The sequence below is a fragment of the Streptomyces formicae genome, from assembly GCF_002556545.1.
Classification (GTDB): Bacteria; Actinomycetota; Actinomycetes; order Streptomycetales; family Streptomycetaceae; genus Streptomyces; species Streptomyces formicae_A.
The window spans coordinates 9,492,351-9,510,618 of the sequence record NZ_CP022685.1; the positions used below are offsets into that span (position 1 = coordinate 9,492,351).

Consider the following 18,268-nt stretch of genomic DNA (forward strand, 5'->3'; position numbering starts at 1 on the left):
CCCCGCCCTTGACGGGGTGTCAGGACCGGCCGGTGTAGGGCGTGAGGGGCGTGAAGGGGGCCCAGCCCTTGATGGCGAACTTGCCTCCCTCGCGCATGACTTCGGCGGCGCTGTGGCCGCCCAGGTGCGCGGGGATGACGAGCGCGTTGCTGTCCGCCGCCCGGCCGAGCACCGTGCGACGGGTGGCGCGGGCGCGGGCGGGGTCCTCGCAGAAGCAGCTGTTGGCGTCGGGTTCGAGGATCTGGACGGGGCTGTGCAGCAGGTCGCCGACGAACACCGCGCGGTCCGTGCCGGACGCGAGGGTGAGCACGGAGGAGCCGGGGGTGTGGCCGGGGGCCGCGTCCAGACGCAGGGCGGCGTCGATCCGGTGGCTGTTCTCCCACAGCAGTGTAAGGCCCGCCCGGTGCACGGGCGCCACGCTGTCCTCGAAGACGTTCTGATTGCCACGCCCCAGGACCGGCTCGTGGCCGTTCTCGGGATTCCAGAAGTCGAAGTCCTCTTTCGGGATCAGATAACTGGCGTTGGGGAACGTCGGAACCCATTGCCGTCCGTCGAGACAGGTGTTCCAGCCGACGTGATCAACGTGCAGATGCGTGTTGATCACGATGTCCACGTCCTCGGGCTCGACCCCGGCGCGCGCGAGCTGGCCCAGGAAGTCCGTGTCGAGGTGGCTCCAGACCGGTGCGTACGGGCGCTCCTTGTGATTGCCCACACCGGTGTCGACCAGGATGTTCTTGCCCTCGCTGCGCAGCAGCCAGGTCTGGATCGCGGAATGCACGACGTTGGTTCCTGCGTCGAGGAAATGCGGGGTCAGCCAGGCGGAGTTGTCCTCCCACGCCTCCTTGGGGCTTTGCGGGAAAAAGGTGTCGGGGGACATGTCGACGGGTCCGTAGTACTCCCGGATCCGGGTGATGGTGACGTCGCCGAGCGTGATCTGGTCCATGGGTTTCCTCAAGAGGTCGGAGGATGTCCTGGAACGCTATGAAGGGCCGGGCGTACGCGGTATCCGTCAGGTGACTGCACTGGTCCGTACGTCGCGCTCTTAACCTGGGGGTCACGGAGCAAGGCGTTCCGTTCGACGAGCCACGATTCCGGGAGACCTCCGTGTACGAGGAGCAGGCAGGCGATGTGACAGGGATCGTCGGCCGGGACGCGGAACTGGCGCGCCTGTTCCGTGCGGTGGACGCCGAGGCGTCGGCGGAGCCGGTGCTCGTGCTGCTCGGGGACGTGGGCGCGGGCAAGAGCACGCTGCTGGACCGCGCGGTGGGCCGAGCCGCGGCGAGGGGCGCACGTGTCCTGCGCGCGACGGGCAGCGAGTCGGAGTCGCACCTCGCCTTCTCCGCTCTGCACCTGCTGCTGCGGCCGGTGGCGGACGAGGTCGACGCCCTGCCGGAGAGACAGCGCGCGGCGCTGCACGGAGCCTTCGGGGCCGACCCGGCCCCGGAGGAGCCCGACGCGATGCTCATCGGCGTCGCCGTCCTGCACCTGCTCTCCGCCGTGGGGGAGCGAGGTCCTGTGCTGGTGGTCCTGGACGACGCGCAGTGGTTCGACCGAGCCTCCCTCGACGCCCTCTCCTTCGCCGCCCGACGGCTGGCGGGTGAACCGTTCACGCTGCTCCTTGCGGCACGGACCGGCGACCGTCTGCCGGGCTTCGGCCACCACGTGCCGACCTTGACGGTGGGCGCGCTCGACGACGCCGCGGCCGAGCGGCTGCTGGAGGCGCGGCCCCGACCGCCGTCCGGCCACACGCGGCGGCGGATCCTCGACCAGGCGGAGGGCAACCCGCTGGCACTGCTCGAACTCACCCGGGCGGCCACGGCACATGGCACCACAGGGCCTGACCTCCTGGCACGTGACACCTCGGGGCCCTCGTCCGTAGGCCCGCTGCCGCTCACCGACCACCTCGAACACGTCTTCGCGGCCCGCCTGGACGGCCTGCCGGCCACCACCCGACGCGCCCTCCTGCTGCTCGCCGCCATGGACACGGTCGACGCCGAGACCGCCGCTCGGGCCGCGCTGCCGGACGCCCGGGACGAGGCATGGCTGCCCGCCGAGCAGGCCGAGCTGATCCGGAGGAGCGGCCGGGGCCCGCGCTTCAGCCATCCCCTGGTCCGCTCCGCCGTGTACCACGCCGCTTCCCCCGAAGCCCAGAGCGCGGCCCACTCGGCACTCGCCGAACGGCTGGGCGAGGAGCCGGACCGAGGGGCCTGGCACCGGGCGGCCGCGGCCACCGCGCCGGACGCGGAGGTGGCGGCCGAGCTGGCGCGGACCGCGGAGCGGGCGCGGCGCCGTGGTGGTCACGCGGCAGCGGCGAGCGCCCTGCGACGCGCCGCGGACCTCGCCCCGCGACGTGCGGACAGCGCCCGGCTCCTCGTCGCGGCCGCCGGGCAGGCGGTGCTCACCGGTGACCTCGCCTGGGTGGAGGAGCTGGCCGGGGAGGTCCGCGCGCGGACCGACGACGCCGCGCTCCTGGCCGAAGTCGCCGCACAGGTCGGACGGTTGGCCACCCTCACCGTCCGGCACTCCGTGGTCTTTGCCCGACTGGCCGACGCCGCGGCGGAGTCGGCGTCCGAGCGGCCCGCCACCGCCCTCGACCTGCTGGCCGGTGCGGCCGTGACCGGCTTCTACTGCGGGCGGGAGGACCAGCGCCGCCGTATCCAGGCCGTCCTCAAGAGCCTTCCGCAGGATGGGCCCCAGGCGTGGCTGCGCGCCTGGGTGCGGGCCGTCGCCGACCCCTTCGACGACAGGGCCGAACTCCTCTCCGTGCTTCCGCAGTTCGCTGCCGAAGCACGGGGGCACCCCGACCGGCTCGTCGCCTTCGCGGTCCTGGCGTGGCTCCTCGACGAGACGCCGCGGGCCCTCCGCGCCTTCGACGAGGCATTCGACCGCTGGGGTCCGCGCGGCCCGCTGCCGGACGCGCTGGGCGGCGCGGCCGCCTGGACCTATGTGGAACAAGGACGGTGGGGACGGGCCCAGGAAGCCTGCGCCCGCAGCGCTGCCCTCGGCACCACTGCCGGTCTCGACCACACCGTGGCCTGCGCGGCCGCGGTGGAGGCCACCGTGCTCGCCTACCAGGGAGACACCACGGCGGCCCGCGCCAGAGCCACCACCGCGCTCGCCCTGGTGGACCCGTTGGAGAGCCGCTCGGTCGCGATCTACGCCCGCCGCGCACTCGGCGCCGCCGCGCTCGCGGACGGCGCGCATGACACGGCGTACGACCAACTCCGCAAGATCTTCACGGCAGAGGGCGACCCCGTCCACTACCACGCCTCGTATCCGGCCCTCGCGGATCTGGCCGCCGCCGCGGTGCGCGGCGGTCGGCGCGAGGAGGCGGGCAAGCTCGTCGAGCGCGCCGCCCATGCCCTCGCCGACGACGCGTCGCCCCGGCTGCGCGCACTGATCGAGCGGGCCCGTGGTCTGCTGGCCGACCCCGTGGCCGCCGAGCCCCACTTCAGGGCGGCGCTCGCCGATCCGGTCCTGGCGCACTGGCCCTTCGAGTACGCCCAGACCCTGCTGGACCTCGCCGAGTGGCTGCGGCGTCGGCGACGCGTCGCGGAGGCGCGGGCGCCGCTCACCGAAGCCCTGGAGGTCTTCCGCCGACTGGGCGCCCGCCCGTGGGCCGAGCGCGCTCGGACCGAAGCGCGCGCCGCGGGCCTCGACATCGCGGACACCGCCCCCGACGCACTCGCCGAACTCTCTCCGCAGCAACGGCAGATCGTCGGTCTCGCGGCCCGTGGCATGACCAACCGGGAGATCGGCGAGCGGCTCTTCCTGTCCCCGCGCACCGTCGGCTCCCACCTCTACCGCAGCTTCCCCAAGCTGGGCGTCACCGCCCGCTCCCAACTGCGCGACCTCCTCGAAGGACCCCTCGCCGCCTCCGGCCACGAGTCCTGAGGCAGGCATGGTCAGCGAGGCCGGGGCCGTCCCGGGCCGGATGTCAGTGCCCGGTGCGATCCTCGCCGTATGGACGAGCTGATGAGGCGGCGCGTGTACGGCGCCGAACACGACGACCCGGACCCTGGGCCCCGGCCCGGCCACGCCTACCGCGAACTGTCCGGCGGACCGCTCGACGGACTGCTCCTCGACGTGACCGGCTGGAGCGACACACGACTTGCCGAAGGGGCGCTCCTGCTCACGGAGATAGGTGACTACGGCCCCGGTGGCCACAGCGACTACGGCCCACGGCCCGGTTCGGACACGATGTGGGACTGGCGGGGCGACACGCCCTGACGCTCACCCCGCCGCGGGCCGGAGGGTGAGCGTGTAGGTCGCGGTGAGCGCGACCGCCCGGTCGTCGTCGTGGGTGAGGCGGGTGAGGGCCTGGGTGGCGGTGGCTCCCGGGATGTCGGCGAGGGCCTGGGTGAGACGACGGCGAGCCGGTGCGTCCGTGCCGTGCCGGGTGAGGTGGTCGATCAGCCGCGCGGCGATCTGTTCGGCGCGTGCGGGGTCGCCCGCCAGCGCTCCGAGCGCGTCGGCCGCGTCCACGTCGTTGGCCGCTTCGACGACCATGTCGACGAGCGTGGGGATCGCCTCGGGGATCCCGCGCGTTCCCAGGGCCAGTGCCGCACGTCGGCGGACGTCGGTGTCGGAGTGCGCGAGGGCGTCCCGCAGCAGTGCGGTCGCCTCGCCGTCCTCGATCTCGGCGATGCTCAGGACCGCACGCCCGCGCACCTCGCCCACGGGTGAGTGCAGGGCCTTCCCCAGCGCGGGCAGGGCGCTGACGCCGGTCTGGGCCAGGGCCCATCGCAGGGCCCCGGCGACGTTCGTGTCCGCCTCGTTCAGTACGGCGTCGGCCAGGGCGTCCGTGGGCAGCGGGCCGTCGTGCGCCGAGGCCAGGGCGGCCCGTTGGCGTTTCCCCGGGTTCTGCGATCCCAGGGCGTGCAGGAGCGCGACGGTGTGCAGGACGTCCTGCCAGTCGTCGGGTTCCGCCGCGCTGATCCCGCGGAGCCGCGTGAGGAGCGCGGTCTCCGCCGCGATGCGTTCTTGGGTCTGCCGGATCAGGTCGTCGACGAGGCGCGCGGGAGCGAAGGCGGGATCGTCGAGGGCGGCGGCGACTTCGCGCAGGGAAAGCCCCAGGGACCGCAGGCTCTCGACGTGGAAGATCCGCTGGATGTCCTGGTCGGAGTACGCGCGGTAGCCGCCCCGGGTACGGCCCGTGGGACGCACCAGGCCGAGCGTGTCGTAGTGGCGGAGCATGCGGGCGCTCACTCCGGAGCGCCGCGCCACGTCGCCGATCAGCATGGTCGTCCCCTGCTCTCCATCGCCCCTCACTCCTCCTGGCCGCCGGTCGTTCGTCATTCCTCCTGACCACCGGTTCCGAGGGCCATGATCCGCTTCGCCTCGTCGAGGGCGAACTCGAATCCGGCGTCCGGGTCGGCCAGCAGCCGCTCGGTGGCCAGGGCGTGCTGCCGTACGCCGGGGTCGGTCGCTGTCGCCGCGGCGCGCAGCGACGGCAGGACCACCTCGCCGAGCGTGATCAGCGCCCGGCTCAGGCTCCGTCGCGTCAGGCGCTCGCCGCGCCCGAGCTGGCTCGCCAGGACAGCGGCCAGCGCGGCCTGCTCCCCCTCGGGCACGAGGACGACCGCCGCACGCCAGGCGCTGCGCGCCACTTCGTCGTCGAGGTCGGTCAGATGCGCCCGGGTGAGGGCCGGCCAGGCCCGCGGGTCTCCGATCTTGGACAGGGTGTGCAGGGCCTGGCTGCGCGCCTGCGCATGCGGTGAACGCAGTTCTTCGACGAGCGGCGGGAGCACCGCCGCGGGGGAGTGGCGGGTGAGCGCCCAGGTCAGCATCTCGCGTACGAAGAACTCGGGCTCGACCGCGCATCGTTCGACGAGGGGCACGACGAACCGGGGGCCGGGCCTCGTACCGAGGGCGAGCGCTGCCTGGAGCCGCACCGACGGGTTGGCGTCCGCCAGCTTCTGGAGAGCTCGGAGCGATTCGGGGTCCGTCGCAGTGGTTGCGTCTGTGGTCGCGTCCGCAGTCGTGTCCGTGTCCGTGTCCGTGTCCGTGGTCATGCCCACAGTGAAGACCTTGTCACGATGTCAAGGTCAAGCGTCCTTCCACGCCTTGCGGACCCGCGCGGCGAAGTCCTTCGCCTCCTCGCGCCGTGCCACCGTGCCGTAGCGGGCCGCCAGTTCGTCGAGCGGCCCCTCGGCCTCCTCCTTGAGGTCCAGGACGAGCAGGCTCGTGCCGTCCCGCACATCGGCGCTCAGCACGATCATCGCGGCGTACTCCTCGCCCTCGCGCTGCACCTCCAGGGCGTTGCCGAACGCGGCGCCCGCGGTGGCGCCGAGCAGCGCGCCCAGCGGACCGGTGACGAGGCCGAGCAGCCCGCCCGCGGCACCGGCCCCCATCGTCGCGTCGCCCGCCTCCGCGTCGTGGCCGAGCGGAACGTCCAGCGTGCCGTCGGCCGCGCGCTCCAGCACCGCGACCTGACGTACGCCCGGCAGCGGCAGGGCATCGGCGTAGGCGACCCGGCACGCGCGCGGATCAACAAAGGGGAGAGTGACGACACGGTGGACAGCCATGCGCGGCGACCCTTCTGTTCATGACGCTCAGTTCTGCTCATGACACTCAGTGATGGCTTTGACGCTAGGTGACGGTTCTCGCCGCCGCCACTCGCACCGACTCCGTTCCGCGCCGTCACGGCCGTACGCATCGGTGGAATGACCGATGTGCCGCGGGCGGGGCCGCGGCCATAGTCCTCTGGAGATCGTTCGCGGGCAGCCAAGGCGGGCCCGGTGGGTGGAAGGACATTCTGGTGGACTCGGTGAACATGACGGGCGCGGCGGACGCGCATGCGGATCTGGTGTTCGTGGGCGGGCAGGTGGTCACGGTCGACGCGGAGTTCTCCGTCGCGTCGGCCCTGGCCGTGACCGGTGGGATCATCCGCGCCGTGGGCGGACGCGACGACGTCGCGCCGTTCATCGGACCGGACACCCGCGTCATCGACCTGCGAGGAGCGACGCTGCTGCCCGGCATCAACGACTCCCATCTGCACGGCTGCGCGTTCGGCATGGCGACGCCCCCGCTCTCCCTGGACGTGAGCCACCCCACGGTGTCGAGCCTGGCCGACGCGGCGGAGGCGGTACGGGTGGCCGTGGGCCGGGTGCCGAAGGGCCAGTGGATAACGGGGCACGGCTGGGACACCGGCTACCTCGACGAGTGCGTCGCCGATCCGGCACGGCAGCCCTCGCGGCACGACCTCGACGGCGTGAGCCCCGACCACCCAGTCGTCCTCTACTCCTTCTCCGGGCACGCCACCTGGGTCAACTCCAAGGCGCTGGAACTGATCGGCCTCGACAGGGACACGCCCGCGCCGCCCGGCGGTGCCATCGTCGCGGACGGGGCTGGCGAGCCGACCGGACTGCTCCGCGAGGGGGCCCAGGCCCTGGTGCAGAACGCGCTGCCGCCGCTGAGCAGGCAGGAACGCACCGACGCGATCCGCGCGGCCCTGGCCGAGTTCGCGCGCCTCGGCATCACCAGCTACACCGAGCCGGGGCTCGGCCCCGGCGGCGACGGCATCATGCGGGGCGCGCTCGGCACGCAGACCCTGGAGGTCTACCGAAGCCTGCTGGCCGAGGGCGAGCTGACCGCACGCCTCGGCGTCCTGCTCCTGCCCACCGGCATGGCGAGCACCGCCCAGGAGTTCGCCGACTCCCTCACCGCACTGACCGCCACCGGCGACGGCGAGAGCGCCGACCCGCGCCGGCTGGCGATCCACGGGGTGAAGGTCTTCGCGGACGGCATCGTGCCCAACAAGACGTCCTGGATGCACGAGCCCTACGTCGGCGGCGGCTGCGGCTCCCTGTGCGTGGGCGGGGAGAGCGACGACGAGCGGACCGCCGAGATCGACGCCATCATCCGCCACGCCCATGGCGCCGGGTACCAGCTGGGCGTCCACGTCACCGGCGACCGGGCCTGCGACACCGTGACGGACGCCTTCGCCGCGGCCCTGACCGCGCAGCCGCGCCCCGACGCCCGCCACTACGTCATCCACGGCGACTTCCTCACCGCGCACAGCATGGAGGTGCTGGCCGCGCACGACCTCGGCGTCAACATGAACCCCACCATCAAGTGGACCGTCGCGGACATGGAGGAGGAGTTCGTGGGCGCCGGCCGCGCCGCGTACGCGTGGCCCTACCGCGACGCCCTGGACGCCGGTGTGCACGTGGCGAGCGGCTCCGACGCCCCGGTCACCCACCCGGACTGGAGGCAGGGAGTGGCCACGATGGTGCTGCGCGAGTCCAAGGCCGCCGGTCGCGTGAGCGGCCCCGAGCAGCGCATCACCCTGGCCGAGGCGATCCGCACGTACACCATCGACGCGGCATGGCAGGACTTCGCCGAGGACTGGAAGGGTTCCCTGGAACCGGGCAAGGTCGCCGACCTGTGCGTACTGGAAGGGGACCTGCTCACCGCCGACCCCCACGACATCCCCACGATGCCCGTCCTGCTGACGGTGATGGACGGGCGGGTCGTGCACGACACCCTCCGCGATTGACGCCGCCGCTGGCCATGATCATCCTGTAGGGATGGCAGCGCAGCGCGACACGGCAGACATCCTGGACGCGGCCGTCCACGTACGGGACGCCGCCCGCAGCGCCACGCACGGCGCGAGCGGCCTGGACGGGGTCCTCGCGGCGCTGTCACAGGTCATGGAGTACGACCACGCCTCCCTGACCCGATGGGACCCGCGCCGCCGGTGCCACACCACCCTGGCCGGGAGCTACCCGGACGAGGCCACCGCCTACATCGAGACGAGCCTGCACCAGGACCCGGTGTTCGCGGTGCTCCGCAGTCCCACCCGGGGCGGCCTCTGGCTCAGGGACGTACCCGCCCACCTCCTGGCCGCCTCCCCGGGCTTCCAGGAGGTGCTGGCCCCGCTGGGCATCGAGGACGGCGTGGCCCAGTGCCTGTTCGCCGCCGACGGCGACTACGTCGGCATGCTGAACGTCAGCACCCGCCGGGTCCGGCACACGCCGGATCCGGCGCGCGCGGTGGTCGCCCTGCTCACCGAGACCCTGGCGCAGGCCGTGGCCCCTCGCCCGGCAGGGCCGCAGGAGCGGCGCTCGACGGAACAGCGGCCCGGAGGACTCTCGCCGCGCGAACTCCAGGTGCTGGCCGAACTGACCACCGGCCGCACCAACCGGGAGATCGCCCGGCGCCTGTTCATCACGCCGCGCACCGTGGGCACCCACATCGAGCACATCCTGGCCAAGCTCGACCTGCCCAACCGGGCGGCGGCCGCGGCGCGGGCGGCGGCGTGGGGCATCGCACCCGACCCCTGCGACACGTGAACCCAGGCGCATTCCTCGGGACTCGCGGGGCCTCAGCCCGTGAACCCCTTGTCGCTCAACGCCTTCTCGATACGGTCCCGGTGCTGCTCCTCCCAGGCGTCGAGGGACTGGTTCGCCTCCTTCGCGAGCTTCGCGCGTGCGGCGGCCAGTACCTCGTCCCGGCGGGCGGCGGGAACGACCACGACGCCCTCCTCGTCGCCCACCACGACGTCCCCGGGACGGACGAGCGCGCCGCCGCAGCGCACGGGCTCGCCGAGTGACCCGATGGCCTTCTTCGCGCCCGGGATCGGGATGACACCGCGGGCGAAGACGGGGAAGCCCGCCTGCCGAACCTCGCCCAGATCCCGGATGAGGCCGTCGGCCACGAAGGCCGCGACGCCCCGCCGCTGAGCGACGGCGCACACGTTGCCACCGGCCAGCGCGTAGTCCACGTCGCCCGACTCGACGACGATCACCGAGCCCGGTGCGGCGCGGTAGATCGCCGCGTGCAGCATGAGGTTGTCGCCGCGCGGGCACCGCACCGTGAAGGCGGGCCCCGCGACGCGCGGCACTGGCTGCCACAGCGGGCGGATGCCGATGTCCATGACCTGCTCACGCCCCAGCAGGTCGGCCAGCGTGGTCGTGGGGATCTCGTCGAACGCGTCGCCGGTGCCGTGCTCGCTCATCTCGGTCCCTTCCTCGTCAGCGGGCGGCCGGTCGCAGACGCACCGGCAGCGACTGGTGCCCGTTGCTCAGCAGGGAGCCGAGAGGCAGCAACTCCGCGGCCGGTACGGCGAGTTCGAGCTGCGGGAAACGGTCGAAGAGCAGCCGCAGGGCCGTGGCGACCTCCAGGCGGGCGAGCGGAGCGCCGAGGCAGAAGTGGACGCCGTGACCGAAGGCCAGGTGGTCCTTGACCGTGCGGGTGATGTCGAAGGCGTCCGCGCTCTCGCCGTGCCAGTCGGGATGGCGGTTGGCGGCCGCGTAGGAGGCGAGGATCGCGTCGCCCCGGGGGATGGTCTGGCCGTCGGGCAGGTCGATGTCGGTCACCGCGAACCGCATGGGCAGGTGTCTGACCGCCGGTTCGAGACGCAGCGTCTCCTCGACGGCGTCGCTCCAGTCGGCCTCTCCCGAGAGGAGCAGCGCGAGCTGGTCGCGGTGGGTGAGGAGTTGGGTGATCGCCTGGTCGATGACGTTGACGGTGGTCTCGTACCCGGCGCTGATCATCAGCAGCAGGGTGTCGCGCAGTTCCCCCTCGGACAGAGTGGCCGCCTCGCCCTCCGCCTCCTCGTCGCGCGTGGTGATCAGGAGCGAGGTCATGTCGTCGCCCGGCTCGGTGCGCTTGGCGTCGATGAGCAACTGGAGGGCTTCGTAGAGCGCCTTGGTGTTGGCCTCGGACTCCTCGGTGGTCAGGGTCGTGTCGAAGACACCGTCGACGACCCGGCGGAACGAGTCCTGCTGTGCCTCGGGCACACCCATGAGACGGCTCACGACCGCGATCGGCAGCGGGTAGGCGAGGTGTTCGCGAAGGTCGACGGTCTCGCCCGGCGGGAGGGCTTCGAGACGATCGAGGATGCCGGTGACGACCGCGTCGATGCTCTCGCTCAACGCGGTGATGCGCCGGTGGCTGAAGGCGGGCGCGATCATGCGCCGAAGGCGCCGGTGGTCGGCGCCGTACGCGGTGAACATGTTCTCCACCGCGACCCACAGCGCCAGCGGCCACCGCTGGACCACGTCGCCGAACTCCGGCCAGTGGGCGCGGGCGTCCTTGGAGATGGCCGGGCTCGTCAGCAGTTCCTTGAGGAGCGCGGGATCGGCGACGGACCAGGCGCTCACGCCGAGGATGTCGACACGGACCGCCAGGCCCCGGCCCCGCAACCGCCGGTGCTCGTCGTGCGCGCGGGCCCCGGTGGGGTCGAGGATGATCGGCTCGGTGGGCAGGGCCATGGGGCGATTCCCTTCAGACGGACGACGGGGACGAAGTCACATGGAGTCACGTGGAGTCAGATGGACATCACGTGGACGGGAAGACGACCGGTAGCGCGGTGAGCGCCCGGTGGAAGGGACCGGGCCGCCAGACCAGGTCACCGGCGGGCGTGGCGAGGTCCATCTCGGGCAGCGCGTCGAGCAGATGCGTGATGGCCGTCTCGGCGATGAGGTAGGCGTGCGGGCGCGCGGGGCAGGCGTGCGGCCCGGTGCTCCAGGACAGGTGGGCGCGGTTGCTCGCGATGCGCTGGCCGCCGAGGGCGGGGTCGTTGTTGCAGGCCGTCATCGAGATGAGTACGGGCTGGTGTGCGGGAAACAGGAATCCGTCGACGTCGACCGGGTGCGGCGGATAGCTGATGCAGTAGTTCGCCAGCGGCGGGTCGGTGTAGAGCACCGTGTCGAGCGCTTCGCGCACCGAGGAGCCGCCCGCGTGCAGGTCTCCCGAGAACTGGTCGTCGGTGAGGATCCGCAGCACGGTGTTGGTGATGAGGTTGGTCAGCGGCTCGATGCCCGCGCCGTAGAGCGTGACGATCTGATGGAGCATCTCCACGTCGTCGAGGCCCGCGGGGTGGGCGAGGAGCCGCGAGGTGATGTCGTCGCCGGGCTGGCGGTGGCGCAGGGCCACCAGGTCGGTGATGGCCTCGGTGAGGATCTGGTTGCCGTTGGCGGCGTCCACGCTCTCGAAGATCTTGGCCATGCCGTCGGCGATGCGGCGGCCCATCTCGTCCGGGCAGCCGAGCAGCGCGCTCAGGACGCGGAAGGCGATCGGCCAGGCGTACTGGGTGAGGAGGTCGGCGCCGTCGCCGTCACGGAACTCGGCGATGGTGGCATCGGCGACCTGCTCGACGAGGCTGCGCAGCTCGTGCTGGTCGACGTCGTCGATCGCGGAGCTGTTCGCCGACCGGTAGCGGGTGTGGTCGGGACCCGCCGAGCGCAGCGCGTTGGGTCGGTGCTCCATCATCGGGCGGACCGGGCAGGTCGCGGGGACGGACTGCTCCCACACCCGCGGATCGGCGGGGAACCGCAGCGGGTCGTTGAGGATGCGCCGGGCCTGGGGGTAGCCGATGACGAGGGTCGCGGGGACCCCGGGGATGAGGTCCACGGGGACGAAAGGACCGTACTCGGCCCGCATCCGGGCGTACGCGGCGTGGGGGTCGGCCGCGAACTCGGCCTCGTGCAGGGCGATCCGGCGCTCGGTGACCGTGTCGGTCGTGGTCGGGCTGGTCACGGGCGGGGCTCCAAGACGGGTGCGTGCAGTTCGGACAGGTACTCGCAGAGGGTGATCAGGGCCAGGACGCTGGAGGTGCCTTCACGCGCGTCGCACGTCGTGAGGGGCGTGTGCGGGTCCAGGTCGAGGGCCTGCCGGATCTCGTCGAGCTGGTAGTACGGGGCGCCGTCGAACAGGTTGATCGCCACGGCGTACGGCGTGCCCTGCTCCTCGTGCAGTTCGAGGATCTCGTGGGAGGCCTCGAGGTTGCGGGTGTCGACCAGGACGAGCGCTCCCAGGGCGCCCTCGGTCAGACCCGCCCACATGGGACGGAAGCGGCCCTGTCCCGGGGTGCCGAACAGATAGAGGACGAGGGCGTCGCTGAGGTGCAGTCGGCCGAAGTCCATGCCGACGGTCGTGGTGGTCTTGCGCGGGGTGCGCGCCAGGTCGTCCACCCCGGCGCTGGCCTGGGTTATCCGCTCCTCCATGCGCAACGGCGGAATCTGGGACGCGCTGCCCACGAACGTCGTCTTGCCGACGCCGAAGCTCCCCGAGATGACGATCTTCGCGGACCGGGTCACGCCGGGCGGCACATAGATGAGGCCTTCAGACGAGGGCGCGGAGACCACGCAGTACCTCCTGGAGCAGATCGGTTTGGGGTTGGTCGTCACCGGCGGCGACAGGGCGGGTCAGCAGGCCGGCGTCGATGAGGGAGGAGACGAGGATGCGGACGGTGGAGGGCGGGAACTCCAGGGCGGCCGCGATGTCCGCGACCGCCAGACCCCCGCCCCCGGCATGGGTGAACAGGTTCATCACCCGCCGCGCGTCCGCGCTCAGGCCCTCGCTCGACCCGCTGGCGGCGAGCAACACGGTTTCCACGCGCACATCCGGATGGGCCCGCACCCGGCCGTCCGTACGGACGTAGGGTCTGACCAGGTCCGGGTCCCGCCGCGGCCCGCTCACGTCGTCGGCAGGCCCAGCGCGGACGGCTCACGCGGGGCGACCTTCATCTCGTGACCGACCCGCTGGGCCAGCTCCAGCATGTGATGGGTGATCAGGCCGATGTCCGCGTCGGGTCCCGTCGTCTGCACGGACAGCATCGTGTTGCCCCCGGCCTGGGTGATCAGTCCCACGTGGTTGGTCAGTTCGATCAGGGCCTGCCGGGTGCCCCCGCCGCCGGTCTCCTCGTCGTAGGCGAGCGCGGCGGCACGGACGGCCGCGGTGATCGCGGCGAACTTCTCCGCGTCGTCCTGCCCGATGTCCGCCGTGCGGGAGTGCAGCAGACCGTCGGAGCTCATCAACACCGCGTGCCTGACGCCCTCGAGGGATCCCAGTGATCGGTCCAGCAGCCAGCCAAGTTCGTTGCCGGTGGTCACGGTCAGGCTCCTTCGTGCGTGGTGGTCGGGTCTTCGGTGCGGGCGCTGCGCGTCCCCTTCGCCCAGGCGGCGGCGATGGCGGGGCGACCCGGCGCCGGGGCCCGGCCCTCGCCGGGCGCGGTCGGCGGGGTCGGCGCGTTCACGGGAGCGGACCTCCGCGACCGGACGGCGAGACCGCTCGCGGTGGTGCGCCGGGGAGCCGGGGCGACCGGCTCGGCGACCGGCTCGGGGGCCTGCGCGGCGGCGGGCTCGGTGCGCGGCGCGGCGGCGGGCTCCGTACGCGAAGGCCGGACGGGCGCGGCCGCGACGGTCGTGGTCAGCAGGCTCTTGGGAATGAACATGTACACACGGGTACCGCCGAACGGATTCGGGGCCTCCAGGTCGATGCGGAATCCATAGTCCTCGGCGAGCGCCGCGGCGGCCCGCAGGCCGGTCTGCGGATGCGCGCCGAGCTGGTTGATGTCGTCGCGCTGAACGCCCGTCAGGATCCGCCTGGCCCACGTCAGCTGCTCTTCGTTCATCCGCAGACCGGCGTCGTCCACGATGACCGAGACCCCGTGATGGCCCTCCTGGAAGGCGACGTGCACCCGCGCGGACGAGGGGGAGTAGCGGACCGCGTTGTCCAGGAGCACCGCGAGGGCGTGCACGACGGGCCCGACCGCCCGGCTCGTCACCGTGACCCCGAGCTCCTGGTGCTCGACGCGCTCGTACTCCTCGATGCTGCCCATGGCGGCCCGCACCACGTCGGTCATCGGCGTCGCGGGCCAGCGACGCGACAGCTTGCCCCCCGACAGGACCACGTAGTTCTGGGCGACGAGCAGCATCTGCTGCGTGGGGTGATCGATGCCGACCAGCGTCTCGTACGCCTCGTCACCCTCGTGCCGCCGCACACCCTGGCTGACCCGCTGGCTCAGCTTCGACGCCATGCCCACCATCGCGGAGGACACGGCACGCACCGCGGCCCTGCTGGACGCCTCGGCGCTCTCGCGCGCACGGGCCACTTCCTCCTGCGCGTTCTGCCGCGCCTCGGAGATCTGGGCACTCGTGCTGTTCTGCGCGTCGTACTGCACCTTGCGCACCGTGTGGGCCGCCGAGTCCGCGAGCTCCGCGAGCCGCTGCGCGAGCACCGTGTTCACCAGGGCCTCGGGCAGTTCGATGTCGACGCCATGGCCCGTTCCCGCGCGCTCCGCCTCGGCCCCCAGTCGAGGAATCACGCCGCCCGCGAGCTGCGCGAGCACGTGCTCGGCGGCGCGCTGCTGCCTGGCGACCTCCTCGGCCTGGCCGCGGAGGCTCTTGCTGGTGGCACGCTCACCTCGGTACTGGTCCCAGAACCGCCAGGCCGCACCACCGGCGGCCAGGGCCAGAACTGAGGGCACCACTGTGGTGGCCTGTATCAGGTCTGTCATTCACGTCCTCTACAGATCTCAAAAGGGGCGAGGCGGCTTTTCGGCCAACTGGTGCACGAAAAAAAGCCAGTTGGACGGCGCTCGTAAACGATATCTTGTCGTGTCCCCCGCTCGGTGAACCGGATACCCCGAAGCGGTGTGGGGCAAGGCACGATGACGGTCCGTCGCCGGGCGGGCGCGAGCCTCGGGGCCGTCGGAAACGGTCGAATTGGTCGAAGTGGTCTTTGACACAGCATCGGCACCTCCCGAAGTGGGCATAAAGCGCCTCGCGGGCGCCCGCGCGCCATTCCTGCGGGGAAATGGTGAGAACAACCGCAGGATTTTGTGCCCGTGAAGCTTTTCCGATGACGGGATGGCGGCGGAGTTCCGGGGCGGCAAGCCAGACAGTCGGGACAACTGGGTGCGCTTTACCTACCGTTGGGGAAGTCGAGAAATGGCACCCAAAGGCAATGCCGGGCGTCCTGGACCGAGCGACCACATGTCACAGAACATCAACAGCGCAACCACACGGCCCGGTTCCCCTCTCTTGCGGTGCGGACCGACAGCCCCAGCGGCTGCCCGCACCCGTCAAGGAGACCTCTGCTGTGACCGCGACCCCCGCTTCCCCGCCCCGACGTGCGCACGGCCGGACCACGGGACTCGCCCTCGCCGGGATGGCCCTCGCCCTCGCCGTTCCGACCCCGGCGGCAGCCGCGGGCGGCCAAGCGGGAGCCGCCGCTGCCGGGCCCGTCTCCGTCCTGAAGTTCACCGCCAAGGAGCGCAAGGACGCGCTCGCCTACTGGACTCCCGCCCGCATCAAGGCCGTGGGCAAGTCCGTGGACCTCGGCCCGACAGGACCGAAGGCCAAGCCGTGGCGGGGCACCACCCTGAAGACCGTAGGACGGCTCTTCTTCGTCAACTCCACCGGCGCCGACACCTGGTGCACGGCCACCGCCGTGAAGAGCGCCAACCGCTCCGCCGTCATGACCGCCGCCCACTGCGTGCGCAGAGGCTCCTCGCCCTACAACACCAACATGTCGATGGTGTTCGTCCCCGCCTACCACAAGGGCAAGATGCCGTACGGCGCGTTCGCGGTCCGGCAGGCCGCGACCCCGCGCGCCTGGGAGAAGGACTCCACCGACGACCTTTCCGCGCTGACCGTCGACGCCGACAAGAGCCGCCGCAAGCTCACCGATGTCGTCGGCGGCCAGGCCATCGCCTTCAACCGCCCCGTCGGCGGCACCATCTCCTCCCTCGGCTACTCCGCCACCCGCCCGCAGCTCGGCGAGGAACTCCTGCGCTGCGTCGGCACCGCGAAGAAGGAGCACGGCACCCAGGCGATCCCCTGTGACATGAGCGGCGGCTCCAGCGGCGGCCCGTGGCTGGCCGAGTTCAACACCACCACCGGCAAGGGGGTGCTGGTCTCCGTCAACAGCTCCCTGGACTCCCTGACGCCGACCAAGATGTACGGGGAGGTGTTCGGGGCCACGGCCAAGAAGGTGTACGACAAGGCCCAGAGCGCCTGACGTCGGGCCATCGACGCCCCTGGCCCCCAGCGCATCGGGCCAGGGGCGTTCCCGTGCGCCCCCGCCGCGCAGTACCGCCCCGGCGCGCAATACGCAGAACTGCGAATCGAGCCTTTCCCCGCTCGGCAGTACGTTCGGTGAGTGACGGATCGCAGCCACGCGACGGGCTGGGCGGGGGAGTGCGACATGGAGCCGTTCGTGACAGGTGCGGGGAACGGCAGGCCCGCCCGCCCTCTGCGCGGCGTCGCCGCCCGGGGCCGCCAGGACCATCCGCTCGCCCGGCTGACCGCCGAGTTCGACGGGGTCCACGACGTGTGGCGGTCGGCCTCCGGCCTGGTGTGCGTCGCGGGGCCGGACGCGGCCAGGGCGGTGATGGGCAACCGGCACGCGCTCGTCGCCGAGACGTCCGACTTCTACCGGACCCGGAACGACGTCTTCGGGCCGCGCGCCGCGCAGATCGAGATCGGCCGCGCCTCCCGGGCGCTGATGAACCGTCACCTCGACGCCCATCAGTCCCGCCTGCCCACGCTCATCAGGGACCGTCTCGCGCCGAGCAGCCGCTGGCCCGATGCCGGGAACCTGCTCGTCCTCGCGCATCTGCGGGATGTACTGCTGCACCCCGACACCTCGCCCGCCCTGCGCGCGACACTTCAGGACATCGTCACGCGCGCGGTCCTCGCGGGCGCGCGACAGCGCCACTCGGCGCCGTCCCGCCTCCTGTTCCGCCGCCGCGCCCTCGGCGCACTGCACGCCGAAGTGGCGGCGAGGCGGCGCGAGAGGGAGGGGAGCAGGGAGGGGAATGACGGGGGCGGCGCGCAGCGCGACCTGCTCGATGTCGTCGTGGACGGCGGCGGCCCGACCGCGTCCCCTGCGGAACTCGCGGAGGTCTACCTGTCGTTCCTCTTCGCCACGGTCGGCTCGATCGGTTTCGCTCTCGGCTGGTCGGTCCTCCTCCTCGGCACCCACCCCGACTGCCGTACGGAGCAAGCGAATTGGGTCGTACGCGAAGCGCTGCGGCTGTGGCCGGTGGCTTGGCTGTTCGCCCGGTCGCCGAGCCGGGCGCAGGAACTCGACGGGACGCGGGTGACGCCCAAGGACCAACTCGCCGTGTGCACCTACCTGGTGCACCGGCATCCCGGGCACTGGGAGCGGCCCGACGAGTTCGTGCCGGGGCGCTGGGCGGGCGCCGTACCGGACGGGGCGTACCTCCCCTTCGGCCACGGGCCGCACACGTGTGCCGGGGCGACCGTCACCATGCGTCTGCTCGAGGATCTCGTCGCACTCATCACCCGTGACTGGCGGCTGTCGGTCACCCACGACGGCGCCGGGCCCCAGGTGGGTCCCGCGCTGGCTCCGCCGCGTTTCACCGCGGCGCTGAGCCGCCGGGGCACCGGCCCCGGAGGCTCCGCAGGCCCCGGAGGGAGGTGAACCACCATGCGCGCGCTGTACCGCCAGACGAAGTCGGTCCTCAACATCCGACGCCAGTACGAGTACTTCTGGTACCTGTACCACCACA

17 protein-coding genes are annotated in these 18,268 nt (G+C 72.2%); 6 read left to right on the plus strand and 11 right to left on the minus strand.

Going from position 1 to position 18,268, the window contains the following annotated elements; genetic code table 11:
• Nucleotides 1-19 precede the first annotated feature (19 nt).
• A complete protein-coding gene (locus KY5_RS40765) occupies nucleotides 20-943 on the minus strand; it encodes an MBL fold metallo-hydrolase (protein ID WP_098246911.1) in 924 nt (307 codons plus the stop codon).
• Between the two features lie 161 nt (nucleotides 944-1,104).
• Here KY5_RS40765 and KY5_RS40770 point away from each other — a divergent pair, with 161 nt between their 5' ends.
• Complete coding sequence (locus KY5_RS40770; protein WP_098246912.1) at nucleotides 1,105-3,894, plus strand: AAA family ATPase; 2,790 nt, start codon at nucleotides 1,105-1,107, stop codon at nucleotides 3,892-3,894.
• Between the two features lie 69 nt (nucleotides 3,895-3,963).
• On the plus strand, nucleotides 3,964-4,230 hold the full coding sequence (locus tag KY5_RS40775; protein ID WP_098246913.1) for a hypothetical protein: 267 nt from the start codon (nucleotides 3,964-3,966) through the stop codon (nucleotides 4,228-4,230).
• Nucleotides 4,231-4,233: 3 nt separating this feature from the next.
• On the opposite strand, the gene KY5_RS40780 is transcribed toward KY5_RS40775, so the two are convergent.
• Genes KY5_RS40780 through KY5_RS40790 form a run of 3 tightly spaced genes read right to left on the minus strand, consistent with a single transcriptional unit; the run spans nucleotide 4,234 to nucleotide 6,527 of the window.
• Nucleotides 4,234-5,241: a HEAT repeat domain-containing protein gene (locus KY5_RS40780; RefSeq protein WP_098246914.1), complete on the minus strand. Its 1,008-nt coding sequence runs from the start codon at nucleotides 5,239-5,241 to the stop codon at nucleotides 4,234-4,236.
• 53 nt (nucleotides 5,242-5,294) lie between these two features.
• On the minus strand, nucleotides 5,295-6,014 hold the full coding sequence (locus KY5_RS40785; RefSeq protein ID WP_098247831.1) for a HEAT repeat domain-containing protein: 720 nt from the start codon (nucleotides 6,012-6,014) through the stop codon (nucleotides 5,295-5,297).
• Nucleotides 6,015-6,047: 33 nt separating this feature from the next.
• The gene (locus KY5_RS40790) at nucleotides 6,048-6,527 is read right to left on the minus strand and encodes a hypothetical protein (RefSeq protein ID WP_098246915.1); all 480 of its coding nucleotides are present in this window, start codon (nucleotides 6,525-6,527) and stop codon (nucleotides 6,048-6,050) included.
• 248 nt (nucleotides 6,528-6,775) lie between these two features.
• Here KY5_RS40790 and KY5_RS40795 point away from each other — a divergent pair, with 248 nt between their 5' ends.
• Both KY5_RS40795 and KY5_RS40800 read left to right on the plus strand, forming a co-directional pair.
• Nucleotides 6,776-8,500 (plus strand): amidohydrolase, encoded by a 1,725-nt coding sequence (locus KY5_RS40795; protein ID WP_098247832.1) that lies wholly within the window; start codon nucleotides 6,776-6,778, stop codon nucleotides 8,498-8,500.
• A gap of 31 nt (nucleotides 8,501-8,531) precedes the next feature.
• Nucleotides 8,532-9,296, plus strand: a complete 765-nt coding sequence (locus tag KY5_RS40800; protein ID WP_098246916.1) for a helix-turn-helix transcriptional regulator — start codon at nucleotides 8,532-8,534, stop codon at nucleotides 9,294-9,296.
• Between the two features lie 32 nt (nucleotides 9,297-9,328).
• On the opposite strand, the gene KY5_RS40805 is transcribed toward KY5_RS40800, so the two are convergent.
• The 7 genes from KY5_RS40805 to KY5_RS40835 form a co-directional block, all read right to left on the minus strand.
• Nucleotides 9,329-9,961, minus strand: coding sequence for an RraA family protein (locus KY5_RS40805; protein ID WP_098246917.1), 633 nt, complete (start codon nucleotides 9,959-9,961; stop codon nucleotides 9,329-9,331).
• Nucleotides 9,962-9,977: 16 nt separating this feature from the next.
• Nucleotides 9,978-11,219 carry a cytochrome P450 family protein gene (locus KY5_RS40810; RefSeq protein ID WP_098246918.1) on the minus strand — a complete coding sequence of 414 codons (1,242 nt, stop codon included), beginning with the start codon at nucleotides 11,217-11,219 and terminating at the stop codon, nucleotides 9,978-9,980.
• A 67-nt stretch (nucleotides 11,220-11,286) separates the two neighbouring features.
• Nucleotides 11,287-12,486, minus strand: a complete 1,200-nt coding sequence (locus KY5_RS40815; RefSeq protein ID WP_098246919.1) for a cytochrome P450 — start codon at nucleotides 12,484-12,486, stop codon at nucleotides 11,287-11,289.
• Nucleotides 12,483-13,046, minus strand: a complete 564-nt coding sequence (locus tag KY5_RS40820) for a GTP-binding protein (RefSeq protein ID WP_234363121.1) — start codon at nucleotides 13,044-13,046, stop codon at nucleotides 12,483-12,485. The genes KY5_RS40815 and KY5_RS40820 overlap by 4 nt, the downstream gene beginning before the upstream one ends.
• A gap of 25 nt (nucleotides 13,047-13,071) precedes the next feature.
• Complete coding sequence (locus tag KY5_RS40825; protein ID WP_098246921.1) at nucleotides 13,072-13,428, minus strand: DUF742 domain-containing protein; 357 nt, start codon at nucleotides 13,426-13,428, stop codon at nucleotides 13,072-13,074.
• Nucleotides 13,425-13,841 carry a roadblock/LC7 domain-containing protein gene (locus tag KY5_RS40830; protein WP_224059068.1) on the minus strand — a complete coding sequence of 139 codons (417 nt, stop codon included), beginning with the start codon at nucleotides 13,839-13,841 and terminating at the stop codon, nucleotides 13,425-13,427. Before KY5_RS40830 ends, KY5_RS40825 begins: the two co-directional genes overlap by 4 nt.
• Nucleotides 13,842-13,843: 2 nt before the next feature.
• Complete coding sequence (locus KY5_RS40835) at nucleotides 13,844-15,247, minus strand: ATP-binding protein (protein ID WP_098246922.1); 1,404 nt, start codon at nucleotides 15,245-15,247, stop codon at nucleotides 13,844-13,846.
• 584 nt (nucleotides 15,248-15,831) lie between these two features.
• On the opposite strand from KY5_RS40835, the gene KY5_RS40840 reads away from it, so the two are divergent.
• Both KY5_RS40840 and KY5_RS40845 read left to right on the plus strand, forming a co-directional pair.
• Nucleotides 15,832-16,752 (plus strand): trypsin-like serine peptidase, encoded by a 921-nt coding sequence (locus KY5_RS40840; RefSeq protein ID WP_234363122.1) that lies wholly within the window; start codon nucleotides 15,832-15,834, stop codon nucleotides 16,750-16,752.
• 141 nt (nucleotides 16,753-16,893) lie between these two features.
• Nucleotides 16,894-18,180, plus strand: a complete 1,287-nt coding sequence (locus tag KY5_RS40845; protein WP_234363123.1) for a cytochrome P450 — start codon at nucleotides 16,894-16,896, stop codon at nucleotides 18,178-18,180.
• Nucleotides 18,181-18,268: the final 88 nt, after the last annotated feature.